The 22739-nt window shown below is 56.9% G+C and carries 20 protein-coding genes; 7 read left to right on the top strand and 13 right to left on the bottom strand.

The window, feature by feature from the left end:
• Nucleotides 1–69 precede the first annotated feature (69 nt).
• Entirely contained in the window at nucleotides 70–1440 is a 1371-nt protein-coding gene (locus GY169_RS20510) for an NAD-dependent succinate-semialdehyde dehydrogenase (protein ID WP_167576964.1), read from the top strand.
• Nucleotides 1441–1487: 47 nt separating this feature from the next.
• On the opposite strand, the gene yjiA is transcribed toward GY169_RS20510, so the two are convergent.
• From yjiA to btsT, 3 genes are all read right to left on the bottom strand, one after another.
• The gene (gene yjiA / locus GY169_RS20505) at nucleotides 1488–2441 is read right to left on the bottom strand and encodes a GTPase (RefSeq protein ID WP_167576963.1); all 954 of its coding nucleotides are present in this window, start codon (nucleotides 2439–2441) and stop codon (nucleotides 1488–1490) included.
• 11 nt (nucleotides 2442–2452) lie between these two features.
• Complete coding sequence (locus GY169_RS20500) at nucleotides 2453–2656, bottom strand: YbdD/YjiX family protein (RefSeq protein ID WP_035893372.1); 204 nt, start codon at nucleotides 2654–2656, stop codon at nucleotides 2453–2455.
• 108 nt (nucleotides 2657–2764) lie between these two features.
• The gene (gene btsT / locus GY169_RS20495) at nucleotides 2765–4915 is read right to left on the bottom strand and encodes a pyruvate/proton symporter BtsT (RefSeq protein WP_167576962.1); all 2151 of its coding nucleotides are present in this window, start codon (nucleotides 4913–4915) and stop codon (nucleotides 2765–2767) included.
• A gap of 420 nt (nucleotides 4916–5335) precedes the next feature.
• On the opposite strand from btsT, the gene GY169_RS20490 reads away from it, so the two are divergent.
• From GY169_RS20490 to GY169_RS20480, 3 genes are read left to right on the top strand one after another with little or no spacing between them, the layout of a single operon-like run.
• The gene (locus tag GY169_RS20490) at nucleotides 5336–6625 is read left to right on the top strand and encodes an ABC transporter substrate-binding protein (protein ID WP_223882123.1); all 1290 of its coding nucleotides are present in this window, start codon (nucleotides 5336–5338) and stop codon (nucleotides 6623–6625) included.
• 11 nt (nucleotides 6626–6636) lie between these two features.
• Entirely contained in the window at nucleotides 6637–7719 is a 1083-nt protein-coding gene (locus tag GY169_RS20485; RefSeq protein ID WP_167576961.1) for a glycoside hydrolase family 105 protein, read from the top strand.
• Nucleotides 7720–7734: 15 nt separating this feature from the next.
• Nucleotides 7735–9897, top strand: a complete 2163-nt coding sequence (locus GY169_RS20480; RefSeq protein ID WP_167576960.1) for a glycosyl hydrolase family 28 protein — start codon at nucleotides 7735–7737, stop codon at nucleotides 9895–9897.
• Nucleotides 9898–9902: 5 nt separating this feature from the next.
• Here the strand turns inward: GY169_RS20480 and GY169_RS20475 are convergent, their stop codons facing one another.
• A complete protein-coding gene (locus tag GY169_RS20475; RefSeq protein ID WP_163448841.1) occupies nucleotides 9903–10811 on the bottom strand; it encodes a GntR family transcriptional regulator in 909 nt (302 codons plus the stop codon).
• 146 nt (nucleotides 10812–10957) lie between these two features.
• Here GY169_RS20475 and GY169_RS20470 point away from each other — a divergent pair, with 146 nt between their 5' ends.
• The 3 genes from GY169_RS20470 (at nucleotide 10958) to tsr (ending at nucleotide 15004) form a co-directional block, all read left to right on the top strand.
• Nucleotides 10958–12001, top strand: a complete 1044-nt coding sequence (locus tag GY169_RS20470; RefSeq protein ID WP_275957288.1) for a zinc-binding alcohol dehydrogenase family protein — start codon at nucleotides 10958–10960, stop codon at nucleotides 11999–12001.
• Between the two features lie 86 nt (nucleotides 12002–12087).
• Nucleotides 12088–13095, top strand: coding sequence for an Ldh family oxidoreductase (locus tag GY169_RS20465; RefSeq protein ID WP_167576958.1), 1008 nt, complete (start codon nucleotides 12088–12090; stop codon nucleotides 13093–13095).
• Between the two features lie 241 nt (nucleotides 13096–13336).
• Nucleotides 13337–15004, top strand: a complete 1668-nt coding sequence (tsr, locus tag GY169_RS20460) for a methyl-accepting chemotaxis protein (protein ID WP_167576957.1) — start codon at nucleotides 13337–13339, stop codon at nucleotides 15002–15004.
• Nucleotides 15005–15030: 26 nt separating this feature from the next.
• Here the strand turns inward: tsr and GY169_RS20455 are convergent, their stop codons facing one another.
• The 9 genes from GY169_RS20455 to GY169_RS20415 all read right to left on the bottom strand — a co-directional run bounded on the left by GY169_RS20455 (nucleotide 15031) and on the right by GY169_RS20415 (nucleotide 22735).
• Complete coding sequence (locus tag GY169_RS20455) at nucleotides 15031–15546, bottom strand: GNAT family N-acetyltransferase (RefSeq protein ID WP_167576956.1); 516 nt, start codon at nucleotides 15544–15546, stop codon at nucleotides 15031–15033.
• A gap of 39 nt (nucleotides 15547–15585) precedes the next feature.
• Entirely contained in the window at nucleotides 15586–16062 is a 477-nt protein-coding gene (locus GY169_RS20450) for a hypothetical protein (RefSeq protein ID WP_163448836.1), read from the bottom strand.
• Nucleotides 16063–16065: 3 nt separating this feature from the next.
• On the bottom strand, nucleotides 16066–16806 hold the full coding sequence (locus GY169_RS20445; protein WP_167576955.1) for a transcriptional regulator: 741 nt from the start codon (nucleotides 16804–16806) through the stop codon (nucleotides 16066–16068).
• 109 nt (nucleotides 16807–16915) lie between these two features.
• Complete coding sequence (locus GY169_RS20440) at nucleotides 16916–17884, bottom strand: spore coat U domain-containing protein (protein WP_223882122.1); 969 nt, start codon at nucleotides 17882–17884, stop codon at nucleotides 16916–16918.
• Nucleotides 17875–20094 carry a fimbria/pilus outer membrane usher protein gene (locus GY169_RS20435; RefSeq protein WP_167576954.1) on the bottom strand — a complete coding sequence of 740 codons (2220 nt, stop codon included), beginning with the start codon at nucleotides 20092–20094 and terminating at the stop codon, nucleotides 17875–17877. The genes GY169_RS20440 and GY169_RS20435 overlap by 10 nt, the downstream gene beginning before the upstream one ends.
• Nucleotides 20078–20833, bottom strand: a complete 756-nt coding sequence (locus GY169_RS20430) for a molecular chaperone (protein ID WP_167576953.1) — start codon at nucleotides 20831–20833, stop codon at nucleotides 20078–20080. Before GY169_RS20430 ends, GY169_RS20435 begins: the two co-directional genes overlap by 17 nt.
• A 1-nt stretch (nucleotide 20834) precedes the next feature.
• On the bottom strand, nucleotides 20835–21329 hold the full coding sequence (locus tag GY169_RS20425; protein WP_167576952.1) for a spore coat U domain-containing protein: 495 nt from the start codon (nucleotides 21327–21329) through the stop codon (nucleotides 20835–20837).
• Between the two features lie 231 nt (nucleotides 21330–21560).
• The gene (locus GY169_RS20420; RefSeq protein WP_163448831.1) at nucleotides 21561–22094 is read right to left on the bottom strand and encodes a helix-turn-helix transcriptional regulator; all 534 of its coding nucleotides are present in this window, start codon (nucleotides 22092–22094) and stop codon (nucleotides 21561–21563) included.
• A 5-nt stretch (nucleotides 22095–22099) separates the two neighbouring features.
• Nucleotides 22100–22735, bottom strand: a complete 636-nt coding sequence (locus GY169_RS20415; protein ID WP_167576951.1) for an EAL domain-containing protein — start codon at nucleotides 22733–22735, stop codon at nucleotides 22100–22102.
• Between the last annotated feature and the right edge of the window lie 4 nt (nucleotides 22736–22739).

Below are 22739 nucleotides of genomic sequence, written 5' to 3'. Positions count from 1 at the left end.
ACTTTACGCCCATATCCAGTCATCTTGACTACGCTTAATACCCTAAGCGGTAAAACAAGGAGACACAATATGGCTTACCAGACAGTTAATCCTGCCACTAACCAGCTTATTAAGGAATACCCCTCGCATAGCGATGCGGACGTTGAAGCGGCGCTGAAGGCCGCCGACGCGCTCTATCACTCCGACTGGGCGAAAGGTGATATAGACCAACGCTTGCCGGTGCTGCATAAGCTTGCCGATCTGATTGACGAGCGCGCGGAGGAGCTGGCTAAAATCGCCAGCCAGGAGATGGGCAAACTGATTGAACAGAGCCGTGGCGAAGTGAAACTCTGCGCGCAAATTGCCCGCTACTACGCCGATAACGCGAAGCAGTTTTTAGCGCCGGTGAAGTACAAATCTGAACTGGGCGAGGCATGGGTAGAGCATCACCCGATTGGCGTGCTGATGGCCGTTGAGCCGTGGAATTTCCCGTATTACCAACTGATGCGCGTACTGGCGCCGAACCTCGCGGCGGGTAACCCGGTGCTGGCCAAGCACGCCAGCATTGTGCCGCATTGCGCAGAGACCTTTGCGCACCTGGTCCGCGAAGCGGGCGCGCCGGAAGGGGCGTGGACTAACCTCTATATCTCACAGGATCAGGTGGCGAAGATTATCGCCGACGACCGCGTACAGGGGGCGGCGCTGACCGGCTCGGAAAAAGCGGGTAGCGTGGTGGCCGCACAGGCGGCGAAGCACATTAAAAAATCGACCCTCGAGCTGGGCGGTAACGACGTGTTCGTGGTGCTGGACGACGCGAATCTGGAAAAAACGGTGAAAATTGGCGTCAATGCCCGCTTGAATAACGCCGGGCAGGTTTGTACCGCGGCGAAGCGCTTTATTTTGCATGAGAAAATCGCCGATGCCTTCCTGGAAAAATTCACCGACGCCTTTAAGCAGGTGAAGATTGGCGATCCGCTGGATGAAAGCACCACGTTGGGGCCGTTGTCCTCGAAGGATGCGCTGGAAACGCTGACCAAACAGGTGAACGCGGCGGTGAAAAATGGCGCGAAACTGCACTTAGGCGGTAAGCCGGTGCAGCGTGACGGCAGCTTTTTTGAACCGACCATTCTGACTCATATCACCCGCGATAATCCGGCGTACTTTGAAGAGTTCTTTGGCCCGGTGGCGCAGATTTATGTCGTGAAGAGTGACGACGAGGCGGTGGCGCTGGCCAACGACTCCCTCTACGGTCTGGGCGGCGCGGTGTTCAGCCAGGATATTGAGCGGGCGAAGAAAATGGCCTCGCGCATTGAAACCGGTATGGTCTACATCAACTGGCTGACCGATACCGCGGCCGAGCTGCCGTTTGGCGGCGTGAAGCGTTCCGGCTACGGGCGCGAGCTGTCGGATCTGGGGATTAAAGAGTTTGTGAACCAGAAGCTGGTGGTGGTGCGGAAATAGCGGCGCGTTGATGCCCTCCTGGCTGGGGAGGGCATCAGGTCTTGCGGCTATTGGCGTAAACCGGCAAACGCCGCGCGAATCTCTTCTTCCGGCAGCTGGATGCCAATAAACACCAGCGTGCTGTGCGGCGTTTCGTCGCCCCACGGGCGGTCCCAGTCGGCGCTGTACAGGCGCTGTACGCCCTGGAACAGCAGGCGGTTCGGCTCGCCGTCAATCCACAGCATTCCCTTGTAGCGCAGCAGCTTGTCGGCGAAGTCCAGCAGCAGGTTCTCCACCACGCGGGAGACGTCGCTGATATCCACCGGGTAATCCAGCTCCACCACAATCGACGACACGTCGTTTTGCTTGTCGGCCATAAAGTGGAAGCGCGGTGTTGAGGTGATGTTCTCTTCCAGCATAAAGCCGTTGGTGTTGAACAGCAGGCTGAGGTCGATATCGCCGTGGGTGACGGTGTAAATCGGCGCGCGGGCGTTGATGCGCGCCAGGCGTTCGCGCAGCTTTTCGCTTTCGCCGGCGACGTCGGTTTTGGTGAGCAGAATGCGGTCAGCGTAGCCTACCTGCGACTGGGCGATGGTGAACTGGTTCATCTGATCGTTAGCGTGTACCGCGTCAACCAGCGCAATCACGCCGTCCAGCAGGTAGCGTTCGCACAGCACGTCGTGGGAGAAAAAGGTCTGAATGATCGGGCCGGGGTCGGCCATGCCGGTGCATTCAATCACCAGGCGGTCAAAGTGGATGTTGCCGTTATCGAGGTTATCGAGCAGGTCGAGCAGCGCGTCTTCCAGCTCGTTAGAGCGGGTGCAGCAAATGCAGCCGTTGGTCAGGGTTTTGATCTGCGTGGCGCGGTCGCCAATCAGCTGGTCGTCGACCGAGACCTCGCCGAATTCGTTTTCAATCACGGCAATTTTGAAGCCGTGCTGCTCGTTGAGAATGTGGCGCAGCAGGGTGGTTTTGCCCGCGCCGAGGAAACCGGTAAGTAGGGTGACTGCAATCGGTGCCATGTTGTCTCCTTTTAGCAGCAGCGCATGCCGCCTTTTCCGTCGCCGCCGTAGCGTGCCTGCTGGCGCTCGCGGAAGAACTCTTCGTAGGTCATGTACGGCTTATCCGGATGGTTGGTCTGCATATGCTCGACGTAGTTGTCGTAATCCGGAATGCCAATCAGCATTTTCGCCGCCTGACCGAGGTATTTTTTTGCCTGCCCTAAGTTACCAAACATAGACCATCCTGATAAGACAAAGCCCGACGAGGTTATCTCTATCGGGCTGGGGAACACGTTTTCCCTCACCCCGGCCCTCTCCCGGCGGGAGAGGGAGGGTTCGGTGGATTAGTGGTGCGAAGAAGTCTTCACGCCGCCTTCCGGTACTGGCACGTACGGTGTCTCTTTGTCGGTACGTTTATCGCTATTGCGCACCTGCATCCAGGTTTTGAAACCGTAGAAGATGATGCTGTACACCACCACCAGGAACAGAATGCTCAGGCCCGCGTTGGTGTAGTTGTTGATAACGATATGGTTCATGTTGGCAATCTGCTGGGCGGTCAGCTCGCCACCGGCGGCAATCTTCTCTTTGTACTGATTAGCCATGTAGAAGAAGCCTTCCATCTGCGGGTTGGAGCTGAACAGCTTCAGGCCCAGCGCCCAGGTGGTGCAGATCAGCAGCCATACTGCCGGGATGGTAGTCACCCAGATGTATTTGGTGCGCTTCATCTTAATCAGGATAACGGTGCCCAGGACCAGCGCCACGGCGGCCAGCATCTGGTTAGAGATGCCGAACAGCGGCCACAGGCTCTTCACGCCGCCCAGCGGGTCAACCACGCCTTGATACAGCAGGTAGCCCCACAGACCGACGCAGCCCGCGGTAGCGACCACGCCAGCCACCAGAGAGTCGGTTTTCTTCAGGAACGGCACGAAGTTACCGAGCAAATCCTGCAGCATAAAGCGGCCCGCACGGGTACCGGCGTCCAGCGCGGTGAGGATAAACAGCGCTTCGAACAGAATACCGAAGTGGTACCAGAAGCCCATATCGGCCATCGGCAGGACTTTGTGGAACACGTGAGCAATACCGACGGCCAGCGTAGGCGCGCCGCCCGCGCGGTTCAGGACCGACGGTTCGCCGATGTCTTTCGCGGTTTGCAGGATCTGCTCTGGCGAAATCACGAAGCCCCAGGAACTGACGGTCGCCGCCGCGTGTACGGTCACATCTTTCAACTGTGCGGCAATCAGCGCCGCGTTCTCACCGCCCATCTCGTGCAGGTTCGGCATCGTGATGCCAAGGCCCGCTGGCGGGGTGTTCATCGCAAAGTACAGGCCAGGCTCGATAATGGAGGCCGCAACCAGCGCCATAATCGCCACGAAGGACTCCATCAGCATCGCGCCGTAACCGATAAAGCGCGCGTCGGTTTCATTCGCCAGCAGCTTCGGCGTGGTACCGGAGGAGATCAGCGCGTGGAAGCCTGAAACGGCGCCACAGGCGATGGTGATAAACAGGAACGGGAACAGCGCGCCTTTCCACAGCGGGCCGGTACCGTCGATGTACTGGGTTACCGCTGGCATTTTCAGATCCGGGTTGAGGATCACGATGCCCAGCGCCAGGCCGACGATAACGCCGATTTTCAGGAAAGTGGCGAGGTAGTCGCGCGGTGCCAGAATCAGCCATACCGGCAGCAAAGCGGAGATAAAGGCGTAGCCAATCAGCGCGAAGGTGATGGTGGTGTCTTTAAAGGTCAGCGCCGGGCCCCAGTACGGGTCGTGGGCAATCACGCCGCCGAAGTAGATGGAAGCCACCAGCAGCACGATACCAATCACCGACACTTCACCGACGCGGCCCGGGCGGATAAAGCGCATGTAGATACCCATAAACAGCGCAATCGGCACGGTCGAGCAGACGGTGAACACGCCCCACGGGCTTTCCGCCAGCGCTTTCACCACGATCAGCGCCAGCACGGCGAGGATGATGATCATAATCAGGAAGCAGCCGAACAGGGCAATCGAACCCGGCACGCGGCCCATCTCTTCTTTAACCATCTCGCCCAGCGAGGAACCGTTACGGCGCGTGGAGATAAACAGCACCATAAAGTCCTGCACCGCGCCCGCGAGCACCACGCCCGCCAGCAGCCACAGCGTACCCGGTAGGTAGCCCATCTGCGCGGCCAGTACCGGCCCCACCAGCGGACCTGCGCCGGCAATCGCGGCGAAGTGGTGGCCGAACAGCACGTAGCGGTTGGTCGGCACGTAGTTCAGGCCATCGTTGTTAATGACCGCCGGCGTCGCGCGCGTCGGGTCGAGCTTCATCACCTTCTGGGCGATGTACAGGCTGTAGTAGCGATAGGCCACCAGATAAACGGAAACCGACGCCACGACGATCCACAGGGCACTGACGTGCTCACCGCGACGCAGAGCGACGACCGAGAGGCAAAACGCACCGATGATTCCGAGAATCACCCAGGGTATGTGCTTGAATAGCTTTTTCGTATCCATAGTAAAACCTGGTTTTTAAGATTAATAATCAGCCGAAGCTGCCGTTGTTTTTTGGGTTTGGGGGTTGAGGAGGTCTTGATTCTGCTGATGAGTTTGCCAGACCTACGCGCGCGTAAAGTTGGGTAAATGGGTGAGCGGTTAAAAGCGGAGGCTAAGCGGTCACTTTTCGCGGTAAGCGGTTGGGCAACCTTTGTCCTACGCGGAAATATGTGATTGAGATCGCAAGTTTTTTTCCCGTCGCCGTTTCCCTACGCGCAACTACGTATGATTAAAAACCAATAAAAAACACTATTGTCACTAATTGATCACAACTCAGGGGGATGACCGTCTCCACGCCGCTGCTTTTTCCCGACTATTGGCTCAACCCGGCCGGTGAGCCATTCAGCCCGCTGGCCTGTACCCCTAAAAAGGATTAACACAATGAATAATAAGCGGCTAAAAGCACTTTGTTGGGTTCTGGGCGCGGGAATCTTGTGGCCAGCGGTAGGGCACTCCGCCACGGAATTACGCATGTCGTGGTGGGGCGGCAACCAGCGCCATCAGGCGACCACCGAGGCGATTAAAGCCTTCGAAGCACAGAACCCTGACGTCAAAATCAATACCGAACCGAGCGGCTGGGACGGTTACTTATCGCGTTTGAGTACCCAACTGGCAGGGAACACCGAACCGGACGTGATGCAGATTAACTGGAACTGGCTGGTGATGTTCTCAAAAAACGGCGACGGGTTTTACGATATTAACCGCCAGTCGTCGATTATCGACCTTAGCCAGTTCTCCAGTCAGGGCAAACAGCTGGTGACGATGAACGGCAAGCTGAACGGCGTGCCGGTGGCCATGACCGGTCGCTCGATGTACTACAACCCCGAACTGTGGAAAAAAGCGGGCGTTGCCTATCCGCAAACCTGGGAGCAGATGATTGCCGCGGGGCCGGTGTTTAAAACCAAGCTGGGAGACGACTACTACCCGTTTATCCTCGCCAATCACGACACCACCATCATGACGTTTCTGAACTCCTATATGGTGCAGAAATACAATATCCCGATGATTGACCCGCAGAAGAAAGACTTCACCTACACCCGTGAGCAGTGGCTGGACTATTTCGGCATGTATAAGAAGCTGGTGGACAATCATGTTATTCCGTCGATGAAGTACCTTTCGTCCTTTGGTAAAGCCAACGCCTGGGAAATTAAACCGTGGCTGGACGGCAAAATTGGCGGCGTGCACACCTGGAGCACCGACGGCACCTTTGCCGGTAGCCTGCGCGCGCCTGCGCATCTGGAAGTGGGGCCTTATCCAATGCTGCCCGGCGCGACCGATGCCGGCATCTTCTTTAAACCGGCGATGATGTTCTCCATCGGCAAAAACAGCAAACACCCGGAGCTGGCGGCGAAGCTGATTAACTTCCTGCTTAACGATCCACAGGGCATTAAAGCGATGGGCCTCCAGCGCGGCGTACCGCTGAGCGCCGAGGCGGTCAAGGTCTTGCAGCAGGAAGGCGTGTTGAATAACAGCCAGATTCAGGTGCAGGGGCTGGCACAGGTGGATCAACTGATGGGCAAAATCGAACCGTCACCGTGGTTTGAAAACCCGCAACTGCTGTCCTGGTTCCTTGATGCCGTTCAACGCTATGACTACGGGCAGCTCACCCTCGAACAACTGGCCGATGAATTCCCTCAGCGCGCGCAGCGTGTGCTGAAAAAGATCATGTAATTGAGGTGGTTATGTCGCAATTATTAAAAGAGTCCATTTTAAGCAAGCTGGATACCCTGTTTAATGAAGTGATTGTGGTACGCACCGATGACGCCGAGCTGAAAAAACAGAAAGTTATCGCTTCTGACCTGTCGATTGAAAACTGGGACTGGTCGCAGGGCGTGGGGATTTACGGTATCTGGCGTCTCTATCAGATTACCCGCGAGCCGCGCTACCTCGACTACCTGAAGGGCTGGTTCTCACGGCGCATGGCCGAAGGGCTGCCGGAGAAAAATATCAACCGGATGGCGCCGATGCTGACCGCCACCTGTATGGCGGCGGAACTCGGCGAAACGGGCTGGCTGGCGGATATCGGCGAGTACGCCGACTGGATCGACACGCGCCTGCTGCGCACGCAGGAAAACGGCTATACCCACTGCACCAGCGACCATCTCAACGAAGAGCAGCTGTGGGTCGACACGCTGTTTATGAGCGGCCTGTTCCACGCCAGGGCGTCGCAGCTGCTCAATAAACCGCACTACATGGACGATGTGGCGTATCAATTCTTACTGCACATCAAATACCTCGTTGACCGTCGCAGCGGGCTGTGGATGCACGGCTGGAGCTTTATCGAGCGCAACAACTACGGTGCGGCGCTGTGGGGGCGCGGTAACGGCTGGGCGGCGGTCGGCAGCGTCGATTTTCTGGAGATGGCGAACGCGGATACCGCCAACACGCGGTTTATCCGCGAGGCGTTTCTCCGCCAGATGCAGGCGGCGGTGCACTACCAGCATAACAACGGGATGTGGTCGACGTTAATCGATCACCCTGAGAGCTATCAGGAGGCGTCGGGAACCGCGGGGCTGACCTATGCGCTGCTGAAAGGCGCGCGGCTGGGTCTGCTGGACAACCGCTGCCGTGATGCGGGTTGGGCGGGTATCCGGGCGCTGATTGCACGGATTAACGATCAAGGGGAAGTGGCTGACGTGTCGGCGGGCACATCGGTGGGGCGCGACCTCCAGCACTATCTGGATATTCGCGTTCGTCAGCGCGCCTACGGGCAGTCGCTGGCCATGCTGGCGCTAGGGGAAGCGCTTGCCCATTTAAACGGATAACTTAAGGACAAGGTCATGACGACAAACCCTTGCGCGGTGCTGAGCGTCGAGGAAGAGCAAAACATTCTGGCGCGGATCCACGATCCGCGCATTCCTTCAGCCGAGGTGAACGTGCGCGATTTTGGCGCCGTCGGCGACGGCGTCACGCTGGACACGCAGGCGATTCAGCGGGCTATCGCTTATCTCCACCGCCAGGGCGGCGGCAGGGTGATTGTGCCCGCCGGGCGCTATCTTACCGGCTCTCTGGCGCTGCTCAGTCATATAAATCTGCATCTGGACAGCCCGCAGAGCGTGCTGTTGTTCACGACCGAGACCACCGAAGCGCACTACCCGCTGGCCTTCGGCCACTGGGAGTGCTCGCCGCTGTGGAACTACCGGGCGCTGATTTACGCCTGTGATGCGCAAAATATTGCGCTCACCGGGCGAGGCGTGCTGGACGGTCAGGCCAGCGACGGCGTCTGGTGGCACTGGACGCATCAGATTGAGCACGCCTGGTCGACCTCCGCCCGCAACCTGCAGCGCCCCGCCAGCCTGCGGCTGCGTGAAATGAACCTCAACGGTGTGCCGGTGGCGGAGCGGCGCTTTGGCGACGGGCACTACCTGCGGCCCATGTTTATCCAGACGCTGCGCTGCCAGAACGTGCTGCTGGAAGGCGTCACGCTACGCAATTCGCCGATGTGGCAGGTGAATCCGGTCATGTGCCGCAACGTCACCATCCGACGCATGACGCTACGCTCCCATGGCCACAATAACGATGGCGTCGATCCCGAAAGCTGCTGTGATGTGCTGATTGAAGACAACCTGTTCGACTCCGGCGATGACTGCATCGCCATTAAATCCGGGCGCGATCGCGACGGGCGTGAAGCCAACATTCCCTGTGAAAACATCATCATCCGCAATAACCGTTTTGCCGACGGGCACGGCGGTATTGCGCTGGGCAGCGAGATGAGCGGCGGCATCCGCAACGTGTTTGCCGTGGGGAATGAATTTGACAGTCCGGCGCTAACCTACCCGCTACGTCTCAAGGCTAACGCCCTGCGCGGCGGCGTAATCGAAAACATCTGGCTGCGTCACTCGCGGGTTAAACGGGTGCGTGATGCGGTGGTCCACGCCACCATGAACTATGCCGAGGGCGTCTACGGCAGCCATCTACCGCGTTTTCGCAATATCGTGATTGAAGACCTGGAAGCGAGCGGCGGTGAATACGGTCTGTTTATTGAAGGTCTGGCGCAGTCGCCGATTGAAGGTCTGGTGCTGAAGGATATTCGCATCACCGACGTCGACCATCCGCTGCATGCCGCCCACTGGGGCAGCGGCGTGAAGATGGAAAACGTCACCATTAACGGTCTGGCGTACCCTCGACCGGTGCAGCTTTTCATTCGCGGACTGCCGCAGGTGGGCGATTATCTGCGGGCGATTGCGCAGTTGCCGGGTGATGATGAAGCGGTCCTGCATTATTCGTGGTGGCTGGGAAAAACGGCGGAAGGGCCAATGACGCCGCTGGGCGAGGGCGATATTCTGGCGCTGACGCCGACGATGGCCGGGCGCTTCGTGCGCTGCCGGGTCAACCACGGTGAGATGAGCTTGCTGAGTAAACCGTGGCTGATTCAGCCGGAAGGCAGCATCGATCTGGCGAGCGGTAATTCGGTTAATGCCGGTATTTTGCGCGCGCGCGGAGTGATCGAAGAGGAAAGCGGCGCGGAGTGTATTACCCGCTTTGAACTGGCGCAGATGATCATTCGCCTGTGGGGATTGCAGTATCAGCCGTCGAATGGCGTCGTCATCCAGGATATTGCCCCGGACTCCGTCTGGTATCCGGGCATTGCCGCGCTGATTCAGCGCGGCATGATGGCGCTGGTGCAGGGCAAGTTCCTGCCCGACAGGCCGATACGCCGTGAAGAAGCGGCCACGGTGGCGATGATGAGCTGCGGCGTATCGTACCGTAACGCATCAACGATGCTGCAATCGACCTTCACAGACGGACGTATCCTGCGCGATATCTACCTGACTAACGCCCAGCGCGCGGTGGCTTTTGGCTTTATGCGCTGCGATGAAGAAGGGCGCTTCCGTCCGCGCCGCTATCTGCGCCGCCATGAGGCGCTGGAGATGCTGTTGGCGATTGGTCACTTCATGGGCGATCAGGATGCGCCGCAGCGGCAGGTGAAGCCGCTGCGCTAGCGAAATTAACGGCGAGCGGTTTGATCGATCGAACGGATCATCGACTGTTTCGCCGTCATTAAATGGTTGCGCAGCGCCAGGGTGGCGTCGATCTCGTTACGGCAGATCAGCGCGATCAGGATCATCATATGTTCATCAATGGCGATAATATTACGCTGCTTAAGATCGCTTTCATCCCACTGATAGTGGAAGTGGAAAATAACCGAGATAATCTCCAGTGATTGATTGAAAAATATATTATCAGCAGCCGAAAGTAATAATGCATGAAAATCCCGATCGAGCTGGGAGAATGTTTTTACGTTATCGCCAATGCGATCTCTTAATTGGCGATGATGTTCCAGTAATGTTTTCGCCTGCAGCCAGTGAGGATCGCCATCGGGCAAATTAAGGAAGCGCTGAAGAGCGTGTAATTCCAGCATTTCGCGTAATTCAAAAAGCTGCTCGGCGTAGGCTCGGTCAAATTCTTTCATGCGCCAGAAGCCGCGTTTTTCGCTGACAATCAGATTATAGCGACCAAATTTGAGCAAATATTCCCTGGCGGCTACCGGGCTGACCCCGGCCATTTTTGCCAGCGCTATTTCGCTCATTACTTCCCCGGCCTTCAGCTGCCGCTGGTTAATCATCGAAAAGAACGCCTGTTCAAAAATCTGCGTCTGCTCTTCGAGCGGCGCCTGGGTGCATTCGAAGCCGTCCAGCGCATCGGGTTTACGTAGCACGATGTAATCATTGCCAATTTTTTCCAGCACGCCGCGCTGTTGCAGATGGGTGAGAATGTGCCTGACGGTGGTGCGGCTAATGTTGTACATCTCGGCCAGTGCCGATTGCACCGGCAGCGGAGAGGGGATATGGCCGCGGGCGATACCTTCAATAATCTGGTTCACCACGCTACGGCGTAAATTCTGCGAACGGCTCATGCTGACATCCTCCTGATAATCATTAAAAACGAATTTAAAACCTATTTCTGCGTTGGCATTCACAAGAATTTGTGGCGTGACTGCTGAATTATTACGAAATCCACAATAACAAGGAGAACAAAAAAGGAGAAGTTCAAATGAATATTATGAAAGCGTTAGTTTGTCAGCAACCGGGTGAATGGGCATGGCAATCAAGAAATATTCCAAAGCCACAAAAAGATGAGGTGTTAATAAAAATAAAAACGGTAGGGATATGTGGCACCGATATCCATGCATGGGGCGGTAAACAGCCTTTTTTCAGCTACCCACGGGTATTAGGGCATGAAATTTGCGGTGATATTGTTGAGGTCGGCAGCGAGGCGCAACAATGGCAGATTGGGCAGCAGGTGGCGGTGATCCCCTATGTGGGTTGCAATACCTGTAGCGCCTGTCGCGAGGGGCGCGGCAACTGCTGCGAGAATATCGCGGTGATCGGCGTGCATCGCGACGGCGGCTTCAGTGAATATCTTTGCGTACCGCAGCAGAACGTACTGCTGGCGGAAGGGATTGCGCCGGAAGCCGTTGCGCTCATTGAACCGTTCGCCATCAGCGCCCATGCGGTGCGGCGCGCGGCGGTACGGGCGGGGGATGAGGTGCTGGTAGTTGGTGCGGGACCAATCGGTCTGGGTGCGGCGGCCATTGCCAAAGCGGAAGGCGCGCGGGTCGTGGTGGCGGATGTCAGCGATGAACGACGTGCGCATGTGACGGATCAGCTGGATCTTCCAGCGCTGGATCCGCTGGCGGCGGATTTCGACGCCCGGCTGCGCAGCCTGTTTGGCGGCAATCTGGCGCAAAAGATCGTGGATGCGACCGGCAATCCGCAGTCAATGAACCGTGCGGTGGATCTGATCCGTCACGCTGGCAGCATCGTGTTTGTTGGTTTGTTTAAGGGCGATCTGCAGTTTTCCGATCCGGAGTTTCATAAAAAAGAGACCACTCTGATGGGCAGTCGCAACGCCACCGCCGAGGATTTTGCCCGCGTTGGCGAACTGATGCGCAGCGGCGAGCTGAGTGCCGGAATGCTACTGACCCACCGGTTGCGCTTTAGCGAACTGGGTAGCACCTTTGAGCGCGACGTCATCAATAATCCACGGTTGATTAAAGGCGTGATAGAGTTTGCAGAGAACATCGACGGCGCCTCCGGGTATTAATGTGATTTAAATCACTGCGTTAACTAAGTAAAACCTGCGCCTCCGTCTACGCTTTATGCCAGTACAACAATAATACGGAGAACTACATGACAACGGTCAACATCGCACTCAACGACGCTTACACGCTGGCCTTCGAGGTCCTGCGTGCCAACGGTTTTTCACAACCCCATGCCGACGCCATCGCGCGTAACGTAACGGCGGGTGAACGCGACGGCTGCGCATCGCACGGCCTGTGGCGTCTGCTCGGCATTGTGGAAACCCTGCGCAAAGGCAAAGTTTCGCCGGACGCCGAACCGACGATCGTCGATCAGGCTCCGGCGATCGTCAAAGCTGATGCGCATGGCGCGTACTCGCTGTGCGCGTATGAACAGGCGCTGCCGCTGCTGATTGAAAAGGCGCGCCACTGCGGCATTGCGGCGTTGGCGATCAACCGTTGCGTGCATTTCTCCGCGCTGTTTGCCGATGTTGAGCCGTTGACCGAGGTCGGGTTGGTGGGCTACGCCTGCACACCCAGCCACGCATGGGTGGCGCCAGCCGGCGGAACCCAGCCGCTGTTTGGCACCAATCCTATCGCCTTCGGCTGGCCGCGCGGCGACAAGCCGCCGTTTATATTCGATATGGCGACCAGCGCGGCGGCGCGCGGTGAAATTCAGCTCCATCAGCGGGCCGGTAAAGCGATTCCGGAGGGTTGGGGAATTGATAGCGACGGTCAGCCGACCACCGATCCTCAGGCGGTACTCGACGGCGCGATGCTGACGTTCGGCGGACATAAAGGATCGGCGCTGGCTGCTATGGTGGAACTGTTCGCCGGGCCGCTGATTGGCGATATGACCAGCGCCGAATCGCTGGCGTGGGATAACGGCGCGGGTGGCCTGCCTTACGGCGGTGAGCTGATTCTGGCGCTTGACCCCGCACGGTTCCTCGGCGATGAGGCCGCATCCCATCTGGCGCGCGCCGAGACGCTGTTTAGCGGCATGCAGGCGCAGGGGGCGCGACTGCCGGGTGAGCGTCGCTACCAGGCGCGCCAGCAGAGTGAACAGCAGGGGCTGAATCTCTCGCGTAGCCTGTATGAGGAAATCTGCGCGCTGCGTTAATAGCATCTTTGAGTAGGCCGGATAAGGCGGAGCCGCCATCCGGCAATTTGTGCAGCTCTACCTGATGGCGCTACGCTTATCAGGCCTACATCCACTCTGGACGCGACGACAACGCCATGGCCTCGCGTCAATCCATAACGTCCGAATATTCCACCTTCCCCGCGTATTAATAGTCACATTTTCTATAAAGTTTTTCCTTTCGCCGCCGAAAATTCGTTATTCGTCTGGAGGAAAGAGAAACATGTTAAAGCGTATTAAAATCGTCACCAGCCTTGTGCTGGTTTTGGTGTTGTTTGGCTTGTTGCAGATGGTCTCAGGGGGCCTGTTCTTTAACTCACTGAAGCATGACAAAGAGAACTTCACTATCTTACAAACCGTGCGTCAGCAGCAGTCCGGGCTGAACGGCAGCTGGGTTGCCCTGCTGCAAACCCGCAACACGCTTAACCGTGCCGGGATCCGCTACATGATGGATCAGAACAACATCGGTAGCGGCGCCACCGTTGCCGAGCTGATGCAGATTGCCACGAAATCGCTGGCTGAAGCGGAAAAACGCTGGGCCGAGTATGAAGCGATGCCGCGCGACCCGCGGCAAAGTGAAGCCGCGGCGCTGGAAATTAAGCGTAACTACGATATCTATCACGGCGCGCTGGCGGAGCTGATTCAGCTGCTGGGGGCCGGCAAGATTAACGACTTCTTCGACCAGCCGACCCAGGGTTATCAGGATGGTTTTGAGAAAGCGTACGTCAACTATTTGCAACAGAACGACAGCCTCTACGAGCTGGCGGTAAAGGACAGCAATGCCTCTTATACCCAGGCGATGTGGATCCTGTTCGGCGTGATGATTGCCGTGCTGGCGGTGATCGTCACCGTCTGGCTGGGCGTACGTAAGACGCTGATTGCGCCGCTCAATCGTCTCATTGACAGCATTCGTCATATTGCCGGTGGCGATCTGGTGAAACGCATTGATGTGGAAAGCGATAACGAAATGGGCCAGCTGGCGCATTCGCTGCGTCATATGCAGGGAGAGCTGGCGCGCACCGTCGGGGAAGTGCGTCAGGGCGCCGATGCCATTTACAGCGGCGCGAGTGAAATCGCGATGGGCAATAACGATCTTTCCTCGCGTACCGAGCAGCAGGCGGCTTCGCTGGAAGAGACCGCCGCCAGCATGGAAGAGCTGACCGCAACCGTGAAGCAAAACGCCGAAAACGCGCGCCAGGCCAGCCATCTGGCGCTGAGTGCGTCGGAAACCGCGCAGAAGGGCGGTAAAGTGGTCGATAATGTTGTGCAGACGATGCGCGATATTACCGCCAGTTCGCAGAAAATTGCCGATATTATTAGCGTCATTGACGGAATTGCCTTCCAGACCAACATCCTGGCGTTGAACGCTGCGGTCGAAGCCGCCCGCGCAGGCGAGCAGGGCCGAGGTTTTGCGGTGGTGGCCGGAGAAGTGCGTAATCTGGCGCAGCGCAGCGCCCAGGCGGCACGTGAGATTAAGAGTCTGATTGAAGATTCGGTTAATCGTGTCGATCTCGGCTCCACGCTGGTGGAAAGCGCCGGGGAAACCATGGATGAGATCGTGAATGCGGTGACCCGTGTAACCGACATCATGGGGGAAATCGCCTCTGCATCGGATGAGCAGAGCCGCGGTATCGATCAGGTGGGTCTGGCGGTGGCCGAGATGGATCGCGTGACCCAGCAGAACGCCTCGCTGGTGGAAGAGTCCGCCGCCGCCGCCGCTGCGCTGGAAGAGCAGGCCAGCCGCTTGACGCAGGCCGTTGCGGTATTCCGCATCCAGCAAAATCAGAGCAACAGCGGGCGCGAAACGGTGAGCGCTGCGCCGATACCTGCGCCGACCCTGCTGCGTAAAGCGGCAGCAACCGACGGTGCGGAAAACTGGGAAACCTTCTGACCCGGATGCGCCCTTTAACGGGCGCGTTAACGTAGTGCCAGGCGCATGGCGCAGCGAGACTCCGCTGCCAGGCCGTGCGCCGCTTCTTCACGCAGTTTTTGCCGCAGCGCGTCGTTAAGTAATGCCTCAGGCACGATTTCAAACCCCATCCGCGCATACCACGGTGCATTCCACGGCACGTCGCGAAACGTTGTGAGCGTGAGAGCACTGAAGCCTTTTTCTCGCGCCTGTTCGATCGCATAAGCCATCAGGCGACGGCCAAGACCGCGCCCCTGCCAGTCAAGGTGGAGCGAAAACTCGACGATAAAGAGCGAAGCGTCGTGCGCTTCCGCCAGCAGAAAACCCACGGGACGATCGTCTGCCAGCGCTAACCAACTCATGGCTTGGCTGACGAAGTGCTGATGACGTTCGGCGCAGATCACCGGGCCGGCGGCGAGCCAGCTGAATTCAGGCAATAGCGCGAAGCGCTGCGCGGCGGCGCGTTCAATCGCCGGTAGGGCGGAAATATCCGCCGGGGATGTCGGACGAAAGGTGTAGATCATGCGCTGAGTATAACCTGATGCCTGATACCCGTGTGACCGTTATCCGGCGCAGAGCAGAATCGGCGAGTAAAAATTGCTGATAACCACGGCTTTATCCGGTGTTGTGCGGATGCTCAGCAACCTTTTCTGACCTGCGGTAATGCCCAGTGCGTACTGTTCAAACACCCCTGCAGGCACGTTATCGTGGCCAAATTTTTCTACCTGGGTGATGTACAGCTGATAGAACGATTCATGCACGTACTGCCAGTTAAAGCTTTCCTGACGTGAGACCTTCATGTTCTGGCCGCTATTCATTACATCGCCGTTGATATTGAAATAGCCCGTACCGTTCGGCGTAAAGTGCATCACGACCATCCCTTCAAAGGTGAAATGGTTATCCAGGCGGCTATCTTTGTAGGTCAGGCTGCCCTGGCAGGTCATGGAAAGGCGCGTGCTTTGGTGTATCCACAGCAATGTACCGAGGATCAGCAGCGCATTGAGTGCGATGATGCAAAAAAGTTTTTTCTTCTGTTTCACTCTCTACCACTCGTAAAAGTACAGCGTCTGGCAGGTGCTGGCCTTGCTGCGAAACTGGGAACACTGCGACAGGACCAGGCGGCCCTCGTCGCCATAGAGAACGGGATCCTGAATATGTATGTAAAAAATTGAGCTGGGCAGGCAGGAGAAAGCGCCTTCATTTTTGATCTGTCCGAGCAGCGTCTGGGCTTGCTTTTGGAATACGTCAGAGAGCGGCGCCAGCGTATAGACCGGACAACTGTCGATGTGAGCCAGCAGATATGGCTCAATTTGCTGGCGCTGGGCATTCCAGATGAGCGCGGCGGCGCACAGGAGCGTCACGGTGGCGGTCACGATACCATAAAGCCAGTTTCGTCTTTTGGGGACCGCGCGTTTGCTGCTTACCGGCGCGGGCGCAGAGACGGGCGCATTGAGCGGCACGACGCTGATATCCGCGCTGAGCATAAACCCGACTTTGGGAACGGTGACGATAAACAGGTTGTCCGGCACCATCCCTGCCAGCATTTTGCGCAGGATGCTGATGTACTGATTCAAGGAGTTGCTCGACCCACGCAGGCCGCGATCGTCCCACACCTGCTGGAGAAAAACCTCGCGTTCGACCACCATCCCGTGATGGGCAATCAGCAGGTTCAGGATGGTTTGCGCCGTACAGGTCAGCGTCTGACTCTCGGCGTCAGCGCTTTGTAAGGTCAGTGAACCATCCTCGTTGTCATACACGATGGCATCGGCAAGCAGGTATTTCATGAAATTGTCAGCGATCCGCCTAAGAGAAAAAAGAGTGACCCGGTGCGGGAAGGAAACTGTACCGTGAATTGTTATCGGTAACATTGATCCAGGCCGCGCATTATTTAGATTAATAAGTGAGCGTCACCACGACATTATCGCTAAACAAGCCCGTGCCGGTGAGGGGTTGCGTTGGCACCGTGCCATACACGGTGACCGTCTGCACACTCCCGTCGTGATGACTCATTTCCATCGTATTGTTTCCCGGTGTTTCGCCCCATGGGCGGGTGGCGGCGGCATCCTGCCAGAGGGCGTATTGCAGACACTGCTGGCGATCGTTACACATCTGGCGCTGAGTACCCGAGGCATGCTCACCACGGCTGATGCCCAGTGAATAAGTGGTACCAACCGGGCAGCGCGCGCGAATGCTGGCCGTCGAGGCCAGACGGGACGTCAGCGCCGTGCTGCCCACGGTGCCAAAGCTGAGCGACGTGACGCTCTGAATAAAGCAGCTATCGGAGAGCGTGGCGCTGGCGTTGGATGAGGCATCCGTCGCTACCCCCTGCCACTTACCATCCTGACAACTGGCAAGCGCCTCTTTTCGGGTGGCGCTGTTCCACGTCAGTTTCAGCCCCAAAGTATAGTTGAAGTAGCTACGCACCGGCAGGTTGCTTTGCCCGGCGGGAATGGTGGCGAGCAGTGGAAAGCTGCCGCTGGAGGTCTGATTACCGCCTATCGTTAGCGTGGTTTGCAGCGCGCGTCCCGCGCCGCCAGAGGTCAGTTCCAGGCTGTTATCCAGCGTGCTGTAAAAACGAAACAACATCGTGTACTGCTTACCTTCTTCATCTGCGTTGGAGGTCATTTTAAACGGTGCCGATTCCAGGCTGTTCAGACAGATGTTGAAGTAGCGCGTTTCGCCGTAATCGGCGTAGCAGGTGAACTTTACGCTTGACTGCGCCGAGCCGGGATTGCCCGCGACCAGCGTGCCGAAGGCGGTGGAGGCGCCCTGAGTTATCCAGCAGTTAGCGGCTTGTGCGCGGCTTGAAAGCAGCGCGAGCGTCAACAGTAGCAGTAAGGTGAGGGGCAATTTTAATGACACAACAAGGTTCCCAGATTGAGCATCGTGGCAGAGGAGGGCGCGGCGGGAAACGTTACGTTGCAGTAGCCAATCGGCGTATGAATACGTAATGAACCCGGCATTGGCGGGTTTTCCAGCCAGATATAGCCGTCACGCCCGACAACAGACTCTACGCCGGGATAGCTGACGCTGCTGCCGACCGGTATCGGTTGGTGCTGGTGGTCGAAAAGTTGGGCCGACACCAGGCGTGCGCGATGCACCTGAAAATCGACCATCACTGCCGTGGTCATCCCGGGCCGGGCATGAATTTCGGTTAACGGTGTAACGATCTCCGGCGGCAGGCTGAGTGGGTCGAGCGAGATTTTGGCGTTATGGTAGAGCGGTAAATCCGTTAGCAGCAGATAGCCGTTTTTATCGGTTTTGCCCGCTTGACGGTTTTCGACGGCGATGGGCACATCGCCAATACCGTTCGTGGAGATCAACGCGATTCCCTGCCGGTTGTAGCGGAGCGCATAGGGGTGATTTTCCAGCAGCATCATCGAACCTTCTCCGCTGAGATAGCGGTTGGCGCTGCTCTGGTCACGGTCCAGTCCCGCATGCCACTCGCCGTATTGGCCAAGGTAGCCGATATCCGCATGCGCCTCGCGCGACGCGCTGCCCGTGCTCTGGCTTACCTGCCACGACCAGCCGCCCAATTGGCTATCCGGCTGGTGGCGATAATCCCAGCGAGACGAGGGATTTCCCGCCTGGAGTGAGAGTGAGTCGCGGTTGCCCAGCGGAACGAAGAGCATGAGCTGGAAGGTTTTATCACCGCTGTTCAGCGCATGGGTAAACCCCAGCGTGGCTGACACCCGGTTATGAAAGGATTTTGACCAGCTGGCGTTGAGGTAGCGGGCGCTATCCTGACGTACCCAGCCAACGCCCAGCGTTCCCCAGTCGGGGACGGTTTGACTCATCCACACGTTATCGCTGTGCTGTACCGGCAGGCTACCGCTAACGCGGGCGATATCTGCCCAGGCGTTGCTGCTGCGGCTGGTATTCGCGGAGAGCCCGAGTCCTTGAGCATTCCACTGGTAACCGATACCCCATTTGTTCCCTTCTCCTTGCGGACTTTGGCTGACGGCCGTGTGACCGCTGATAATTCCGGCCAGCGGTGAGATCAACCAGTCGCTGGCGATGCCGATGTTGTGTGCGTCGCGATGTTGCTCAGTGTGGCCGCTGACCGTCAGGCGATTACTTACGCCGTAGCGCCAGCCCGCGTCGAGCAGCGGTGAGGCGGCGTAATCGTTAGAGCGCGTGGCATAGTTTTTTCGTAGCCAGCCGACGTCCAGCGAACTGCTGCTCACGCCTTGCGCCAGCATATCCGGCGCACCGTACAGATCGAGCGTGACTTCGCGGCGCTGGCCGTTGATGTCGGTGATGACAACCTGCGCCTGCCCACTGCCGGAAAAGTTGGGCAAGGTATCGAGAATGTAGCTACCAGGCGTGACCTGCTGGTGGCTTTGCTGCAGTCCATCAATGTACAAGTCGACGGTAGACGGCAGCACCACGCTATCGCTGAACTGCGCGCGTGGCGCGGTGTTCAACTGTGGATCGAGCTGGAAATTACGCGCCAGATGCAGGCCTGCGAAACGTACCTGACGGCTCCAGCTAACACCGGTAGTCACGTTGTCGCCAAGCGCAACGCTGGTGAGCCACTGCGGGAAGTCGTGCTGCCAGGTGGTCATCAACCGGGTCTGCGTGGTGCCCTCGTCGTGTTGCCCGTGTGGAAATCGGCTGTTCATACTGCTGCTGAGCTGCCCCGGTAGCCAGCCGGAGGTTTGTAGCTGGCTTTGCAGGCTGGTTTGCTGTTGGCTGGCGGTCTCGCTGGAATAAAGGGAATAGTCGAGCGTGAGGTTGCCCAGCGGCTGGGCCTGTTGGGCGTATGTGAAAGCGGAATGTGGCTGACTTTCCAGATGCTGGACGTGTGTTAGCGCCTGCTCAGGAAGGGTAAGCGACAGTTGCTGTTGCAGACTGTCGAAGTTGACCTGAATGCCAGGCAGAGTGGACAGATTGAGCCACCCCGCGTTCGCCTGCTCAGATGCAATACCCAACTTGACCGCATCGTGAGTGGCTATCCACAGCGCATTATCCACCACACGCACGGCCCACAGTCCATCGTAAGCGTAGTGGTTAACGGTGACGGAAAGGTATTGTGTGTTGGCGGTGGGAGGTTCAGCGTGAAGGGTCATCGACAGAAGCCACAGCAGCAGAATGCACGTTAAGCAGGCTGGCTTGGGTATGTTCATTCAGATACGCGCGCAGGGAAGAAGGCGGATGGCGATGAAGCTGTTTAAACGGCAGCACGAATCGTTGACCGGGTAGGACGTAACCTGCCAGCCCGGAGAGCGTTTCCGCCACCTGTCCCTGCGCGTCGATCGCCTCGACGTGACTCAGGCGTATATGCACAGTACCCTTGTTCTGACAGCTGATGCTGGCATCCTGTCGCGTACAGGTGAGCTGAGTATCTTCAGCTTTGCTCTCCGTTTGCTCGCTGGCGATAAACAAGGGAATGGAGTAGCGCAGCAGAAAATGGACGCCGTTCTGCTCCGTGCCAGCCTGATGCCCGCCGGGTAGCTCATCAACCAGCAGTCGGAAGCTCTGTTCCTGTGGGTGGACCATGGGGTTGAGCACCACAATGCGCACCAACTGCTGCTGCCCCGGTTTCAATGCGGTCACTGCCGGACTGCTGACGATGTCGTCGGTCAGCGTCAGCACGTCTTTGCCCTGTGACTGCGACCAGTCATACACGCGAATCTGCGCATGGATTGGCTCACTGCCGGTGTTGGTCAAATACAACGCCGTCGCCCGCTGGGTAGCATTAAGGTTCAGCATTACCGGTGCAACCTGGAGCGTGGCGCTGATGGCATAGCGAGCGAAAACCACGATCACGGCCAGCCAGCAAAGGGCAAAGAGGGTGATTCTGCGCATCTTAGTACACCAGATTTAGCGTGACGTTATCGCTGTACAGGCCCGCTTTGGCGTTGGTCAGCGCGCCTGCTTCGATAACGCCAACAATCGTTTCTGACTGCGGCTGCCCAGTTCCGGTGCCTTCAATGCCGCCGCTAGCGTTCACCGGCGTTTTCTTGCTTTCATCCGCATAGAGCCGATAAGCGATGTTCTGCGCATTGATACTGCTGTCCTCGGGCTTAAGCCAGAAGGTTCCGTCGCTTTCGCCGTCACTGCTGGCCGCTGACAGGGTAAACGGCGTGCCGTTGGTACACAGAACACTTAGCTGGGTCATCGCGTTGATTTCGCTGGCTTCATCGGAGCCATGGCTGGCGAAGTTGAGATCGTTGGCCTGCAGCGTGCAGGATTTCAGCACCTCAAGCGAGACATGCATCGTTGCTGTCGCTGAGCTATTGGCTAGCGCAGTTTGATAAATTGCACACAATAAGCTGAAAATGACGAGGGGCATCCTTTTCATGGTGAACTCCGATAAATGAAATCACTCAGTGGTTTAATAAGCCTATTTTTTCGGCATGATGAATGCGCAGAGAATAAATTCGACGATGCGATTAAAGATATCTTTATCTGCTAAATCTAAGCTTATTCCTGATAATGTAATAAAAATGTTCGGTGTAAGTTTCTGAGGTATTTCCTTCCGGAAACACTCGCGTAATTCTTGCTTCGCAACAGATATGATTTCCCTGGTTTATTACTGATGAAGCGAATGGTTTTCTATGGTTCGTATTTTTCGGTGTAATTCCGCTAGCGTATTGCAATGGAATTTCGCCATCGCATTTCGTCGATGTGTATAGATCGTTTTAGGGGATTTATGCAGCATACGGGCAATGGTATTGGGGGAAAAACCCATAATTATCAGCAAACAGATGTGGATCTCTGAGTGTGTTAACGGTGATTCTTTACGCATGCAGCGGCGAAATTCAGGGTGCTTAAGCTGCTGGGTGAGCTGCTTTATCGACAGTTTGTCGCTGAGTACGCAAACGCGCCCTGGCGGCAGAAACTGCTGGATTTCCTGTGTCCGATTCTCTTCGGTAATGATCAGCCATTTTGTTTCGCTATTATCACAGAGGATCTTTTCGCGCAGTTCAAAGACGCAGTTGTCATTGTCTTTATTAAACCACTGTAGTGTGGGGGCGGGGTTAACCATATAAGGAAGCGCGTGTTTCACTCCCTGCCACAGGAAATAATTTTTACTCAGGATTACCAGCTGATAAGGTGCAAACATATTGATTACTTATTCCACAGAAAACCTTGACCATAATTAGCGTGAGAATCACAGGCTAATTGATAGTCAGCGAGCGTTTCGATGCCTTCCACAAGGACTTCATCGGCAATCTTTTGGCAACAACGGGCCAGCTTAAAAAATGGTTCTTTGCATTTGCGTGCCGTCCAGAACGCGTGTTTATCAATTTTGGCCCCGGAAAAGTGATAATTCTGTTCAACCAGGCAGGGCAAAATGTCGTCATGAACGTCGTCAGCCCAGACGGCAATCCCCATTCCTCTTACGACGTTGATACACGCACGTAGCTGCTGACTCTTTGCAGGGGTCAGCACCACTAGTTGATCCAGATCGGTTAGCTCAACGGCAATGCGTTCGGGCGCGACAACCTGCTCTTCGAGCTGTTGCAAAAAGTGAGGTGTCAGCATGACGTCCGCGCTGGCGTTCAGGTAATACTTGCCGGAGCCCGCGGTGTTGATCACATGCGCAAGCTGGGCGAAGAAAAGTTCGACTCTGGCATCGAGGGCCAGATTGCTGAAAAAATGCTCGAGGTTAATCTGATCTGCTGCGGTTGAGAGAACTTCCCAGGCAACGATACGTTCATTATGTAAGACGCGGATGGATTCGAATTTATAACCTGTGAGCATGATT

It is taken from the genome of Kluyvera genomosp. 3 (assembly GCF_011765685.1).
Classification (GTDB): domain Bacteria; phylum Pseudomonadota; class Gammaproteobacteria; order Enterobacterales; family Enterobacteriaceae; genus Kluyvera; species Kluyvera georgiana_A.
The sequence above is the reverse complement of the archived record's forward strand: the minus strand, read 5'-3'. Positions and strand labels throughout refer to the sequence as shown.

Excerpts from the sequence above, each read along its gene's own strand:
- GY169_RS20510 (WP_167576964.1), top strand. The coding sequence starts at position 70 with ATGGCTTACCAGACAGTTAATCCTGCCACTAACCAGCTTATTAAGGAA.
- yjiA (WP_167576963.1), bottom strand. The coding sequence starts at position 2,441 with ATGGCACCGATTGCAGTCACCCTACTTACCGGTTTCCTCGGCGCGGGC.
- GY169_RS20500 (WP_035893372.1), bottom strand. The coding sequence starts at position 2,656 with ATGTTTGGTAACTTAGGGCAGGCAAAAAAATACCTCGGTCAGGCGGCG.
- btsT (WP_167576962.1), bottom strand. The coding sequence starts at position 4,915 with ATGGATACGAAAAAGCTATTCAAGCACATACCCTGGGTGATTCTCGGA.
- GY169_RS20490 (WP_223882123.1), top strand. The coding sequence starts at position 5,336 with ATGAATAATAAGCGGCTAAAAGCACTTTGTTGGGTTCTGGGCGCGGGA.
- GY169_RS20485 (WP_167576961.1), top strand. The coding sequence starts at position 6,637 with ATGTCGCAATTATTAAAAGAGTCCATTTTAAGCAAGCTGGATACCCTG.
- GY169_RS20480 (WP_167576960.1), top strand. The coding sequence starts at position 7,735 with ATGACGACAAACCCTTGCGCGGTGCTGAGCGTCGAGGAAGAGCAAAAC.
- GY169_RS20475 (WP_163448841.1), bottom strand. The coding sequence starts at position 10,811 with ATGAGCCGTTCGCAGAATTTACGCCGTAGCGTGGTGAACCAGATTATT.
- GY169_RS20470 (WP_275957288.1), top strand. The coding sequence starts at position 10,958 with ATGAAAGCGTTAGTTTGTCAGCAACCGGGTGAATGGGCATGGCAATCA.
- GY169_RS20465 (WP_167576958.1), top strand. The coding sequence starts at position 12,088 with ATGACAACGGTCAACATCGCACTCAACGACGCTTACACGCTGGCCTTC.
- tsr (WP_167576957.1), top strand. The coding sequence starts at position 13,337 with ATGTTAAAGCGTATTAAAATCGTCACCAGCCTTGTGCTGGTTTTGGTG.
- GY169_RS20455 (WP_167576956.1), bottom strand. The coding sequence starts at position 15,546 with ATGATCTACACCTTTCGTCCGACATCCCCGGCGGATATTTCCGCCCTA.
- GY169_RS20445 (WP_167576955.1), bottom strand. The coding sequence starts at position 16,806 with ATGAAATACCTGCTTGCCGATGCCATCGTGTATGACAACGAGGATGGT.
- GY169_RS20435 (WP_167576954.1), bottom strand. The coding sequence starts at position 20,094 with ATGACCCTTCACGCTGAACCTCCCACCGCCAACACACAATACCTTTCC.
- GY169_RS20430 (WP_167576953.1), bottom strand. The coding sequence starts at position 20,833 with ATGCGCAGAATCACCCTCTTTGCCCTTTGCTGGCTGGCCGTGATCGTG.
- GY169_RS20425 (WP_167576952.1), bottom strand. The coding sequence starts at position 21,329 with ATGAAAAGGATGCCCCTCGTCATTTTCAGCTTATTGTGTGCAATTTAT.
- GY169_RS20420 (WP_163448831.1), bottom strand. The coding sequence starts at position 22,094 with ATGTTTGCACCTTATCAGCTGGTAATCCTGAGTAAAAATTATTTCCTG.
- GY169_RS20415 (WP_167576951.1), bottom strand. The coding sequence starts at position 22,735 with ATGCTCACAGGTTATAAATTCGAATCCATCCGCGTCTTACATAATGAA.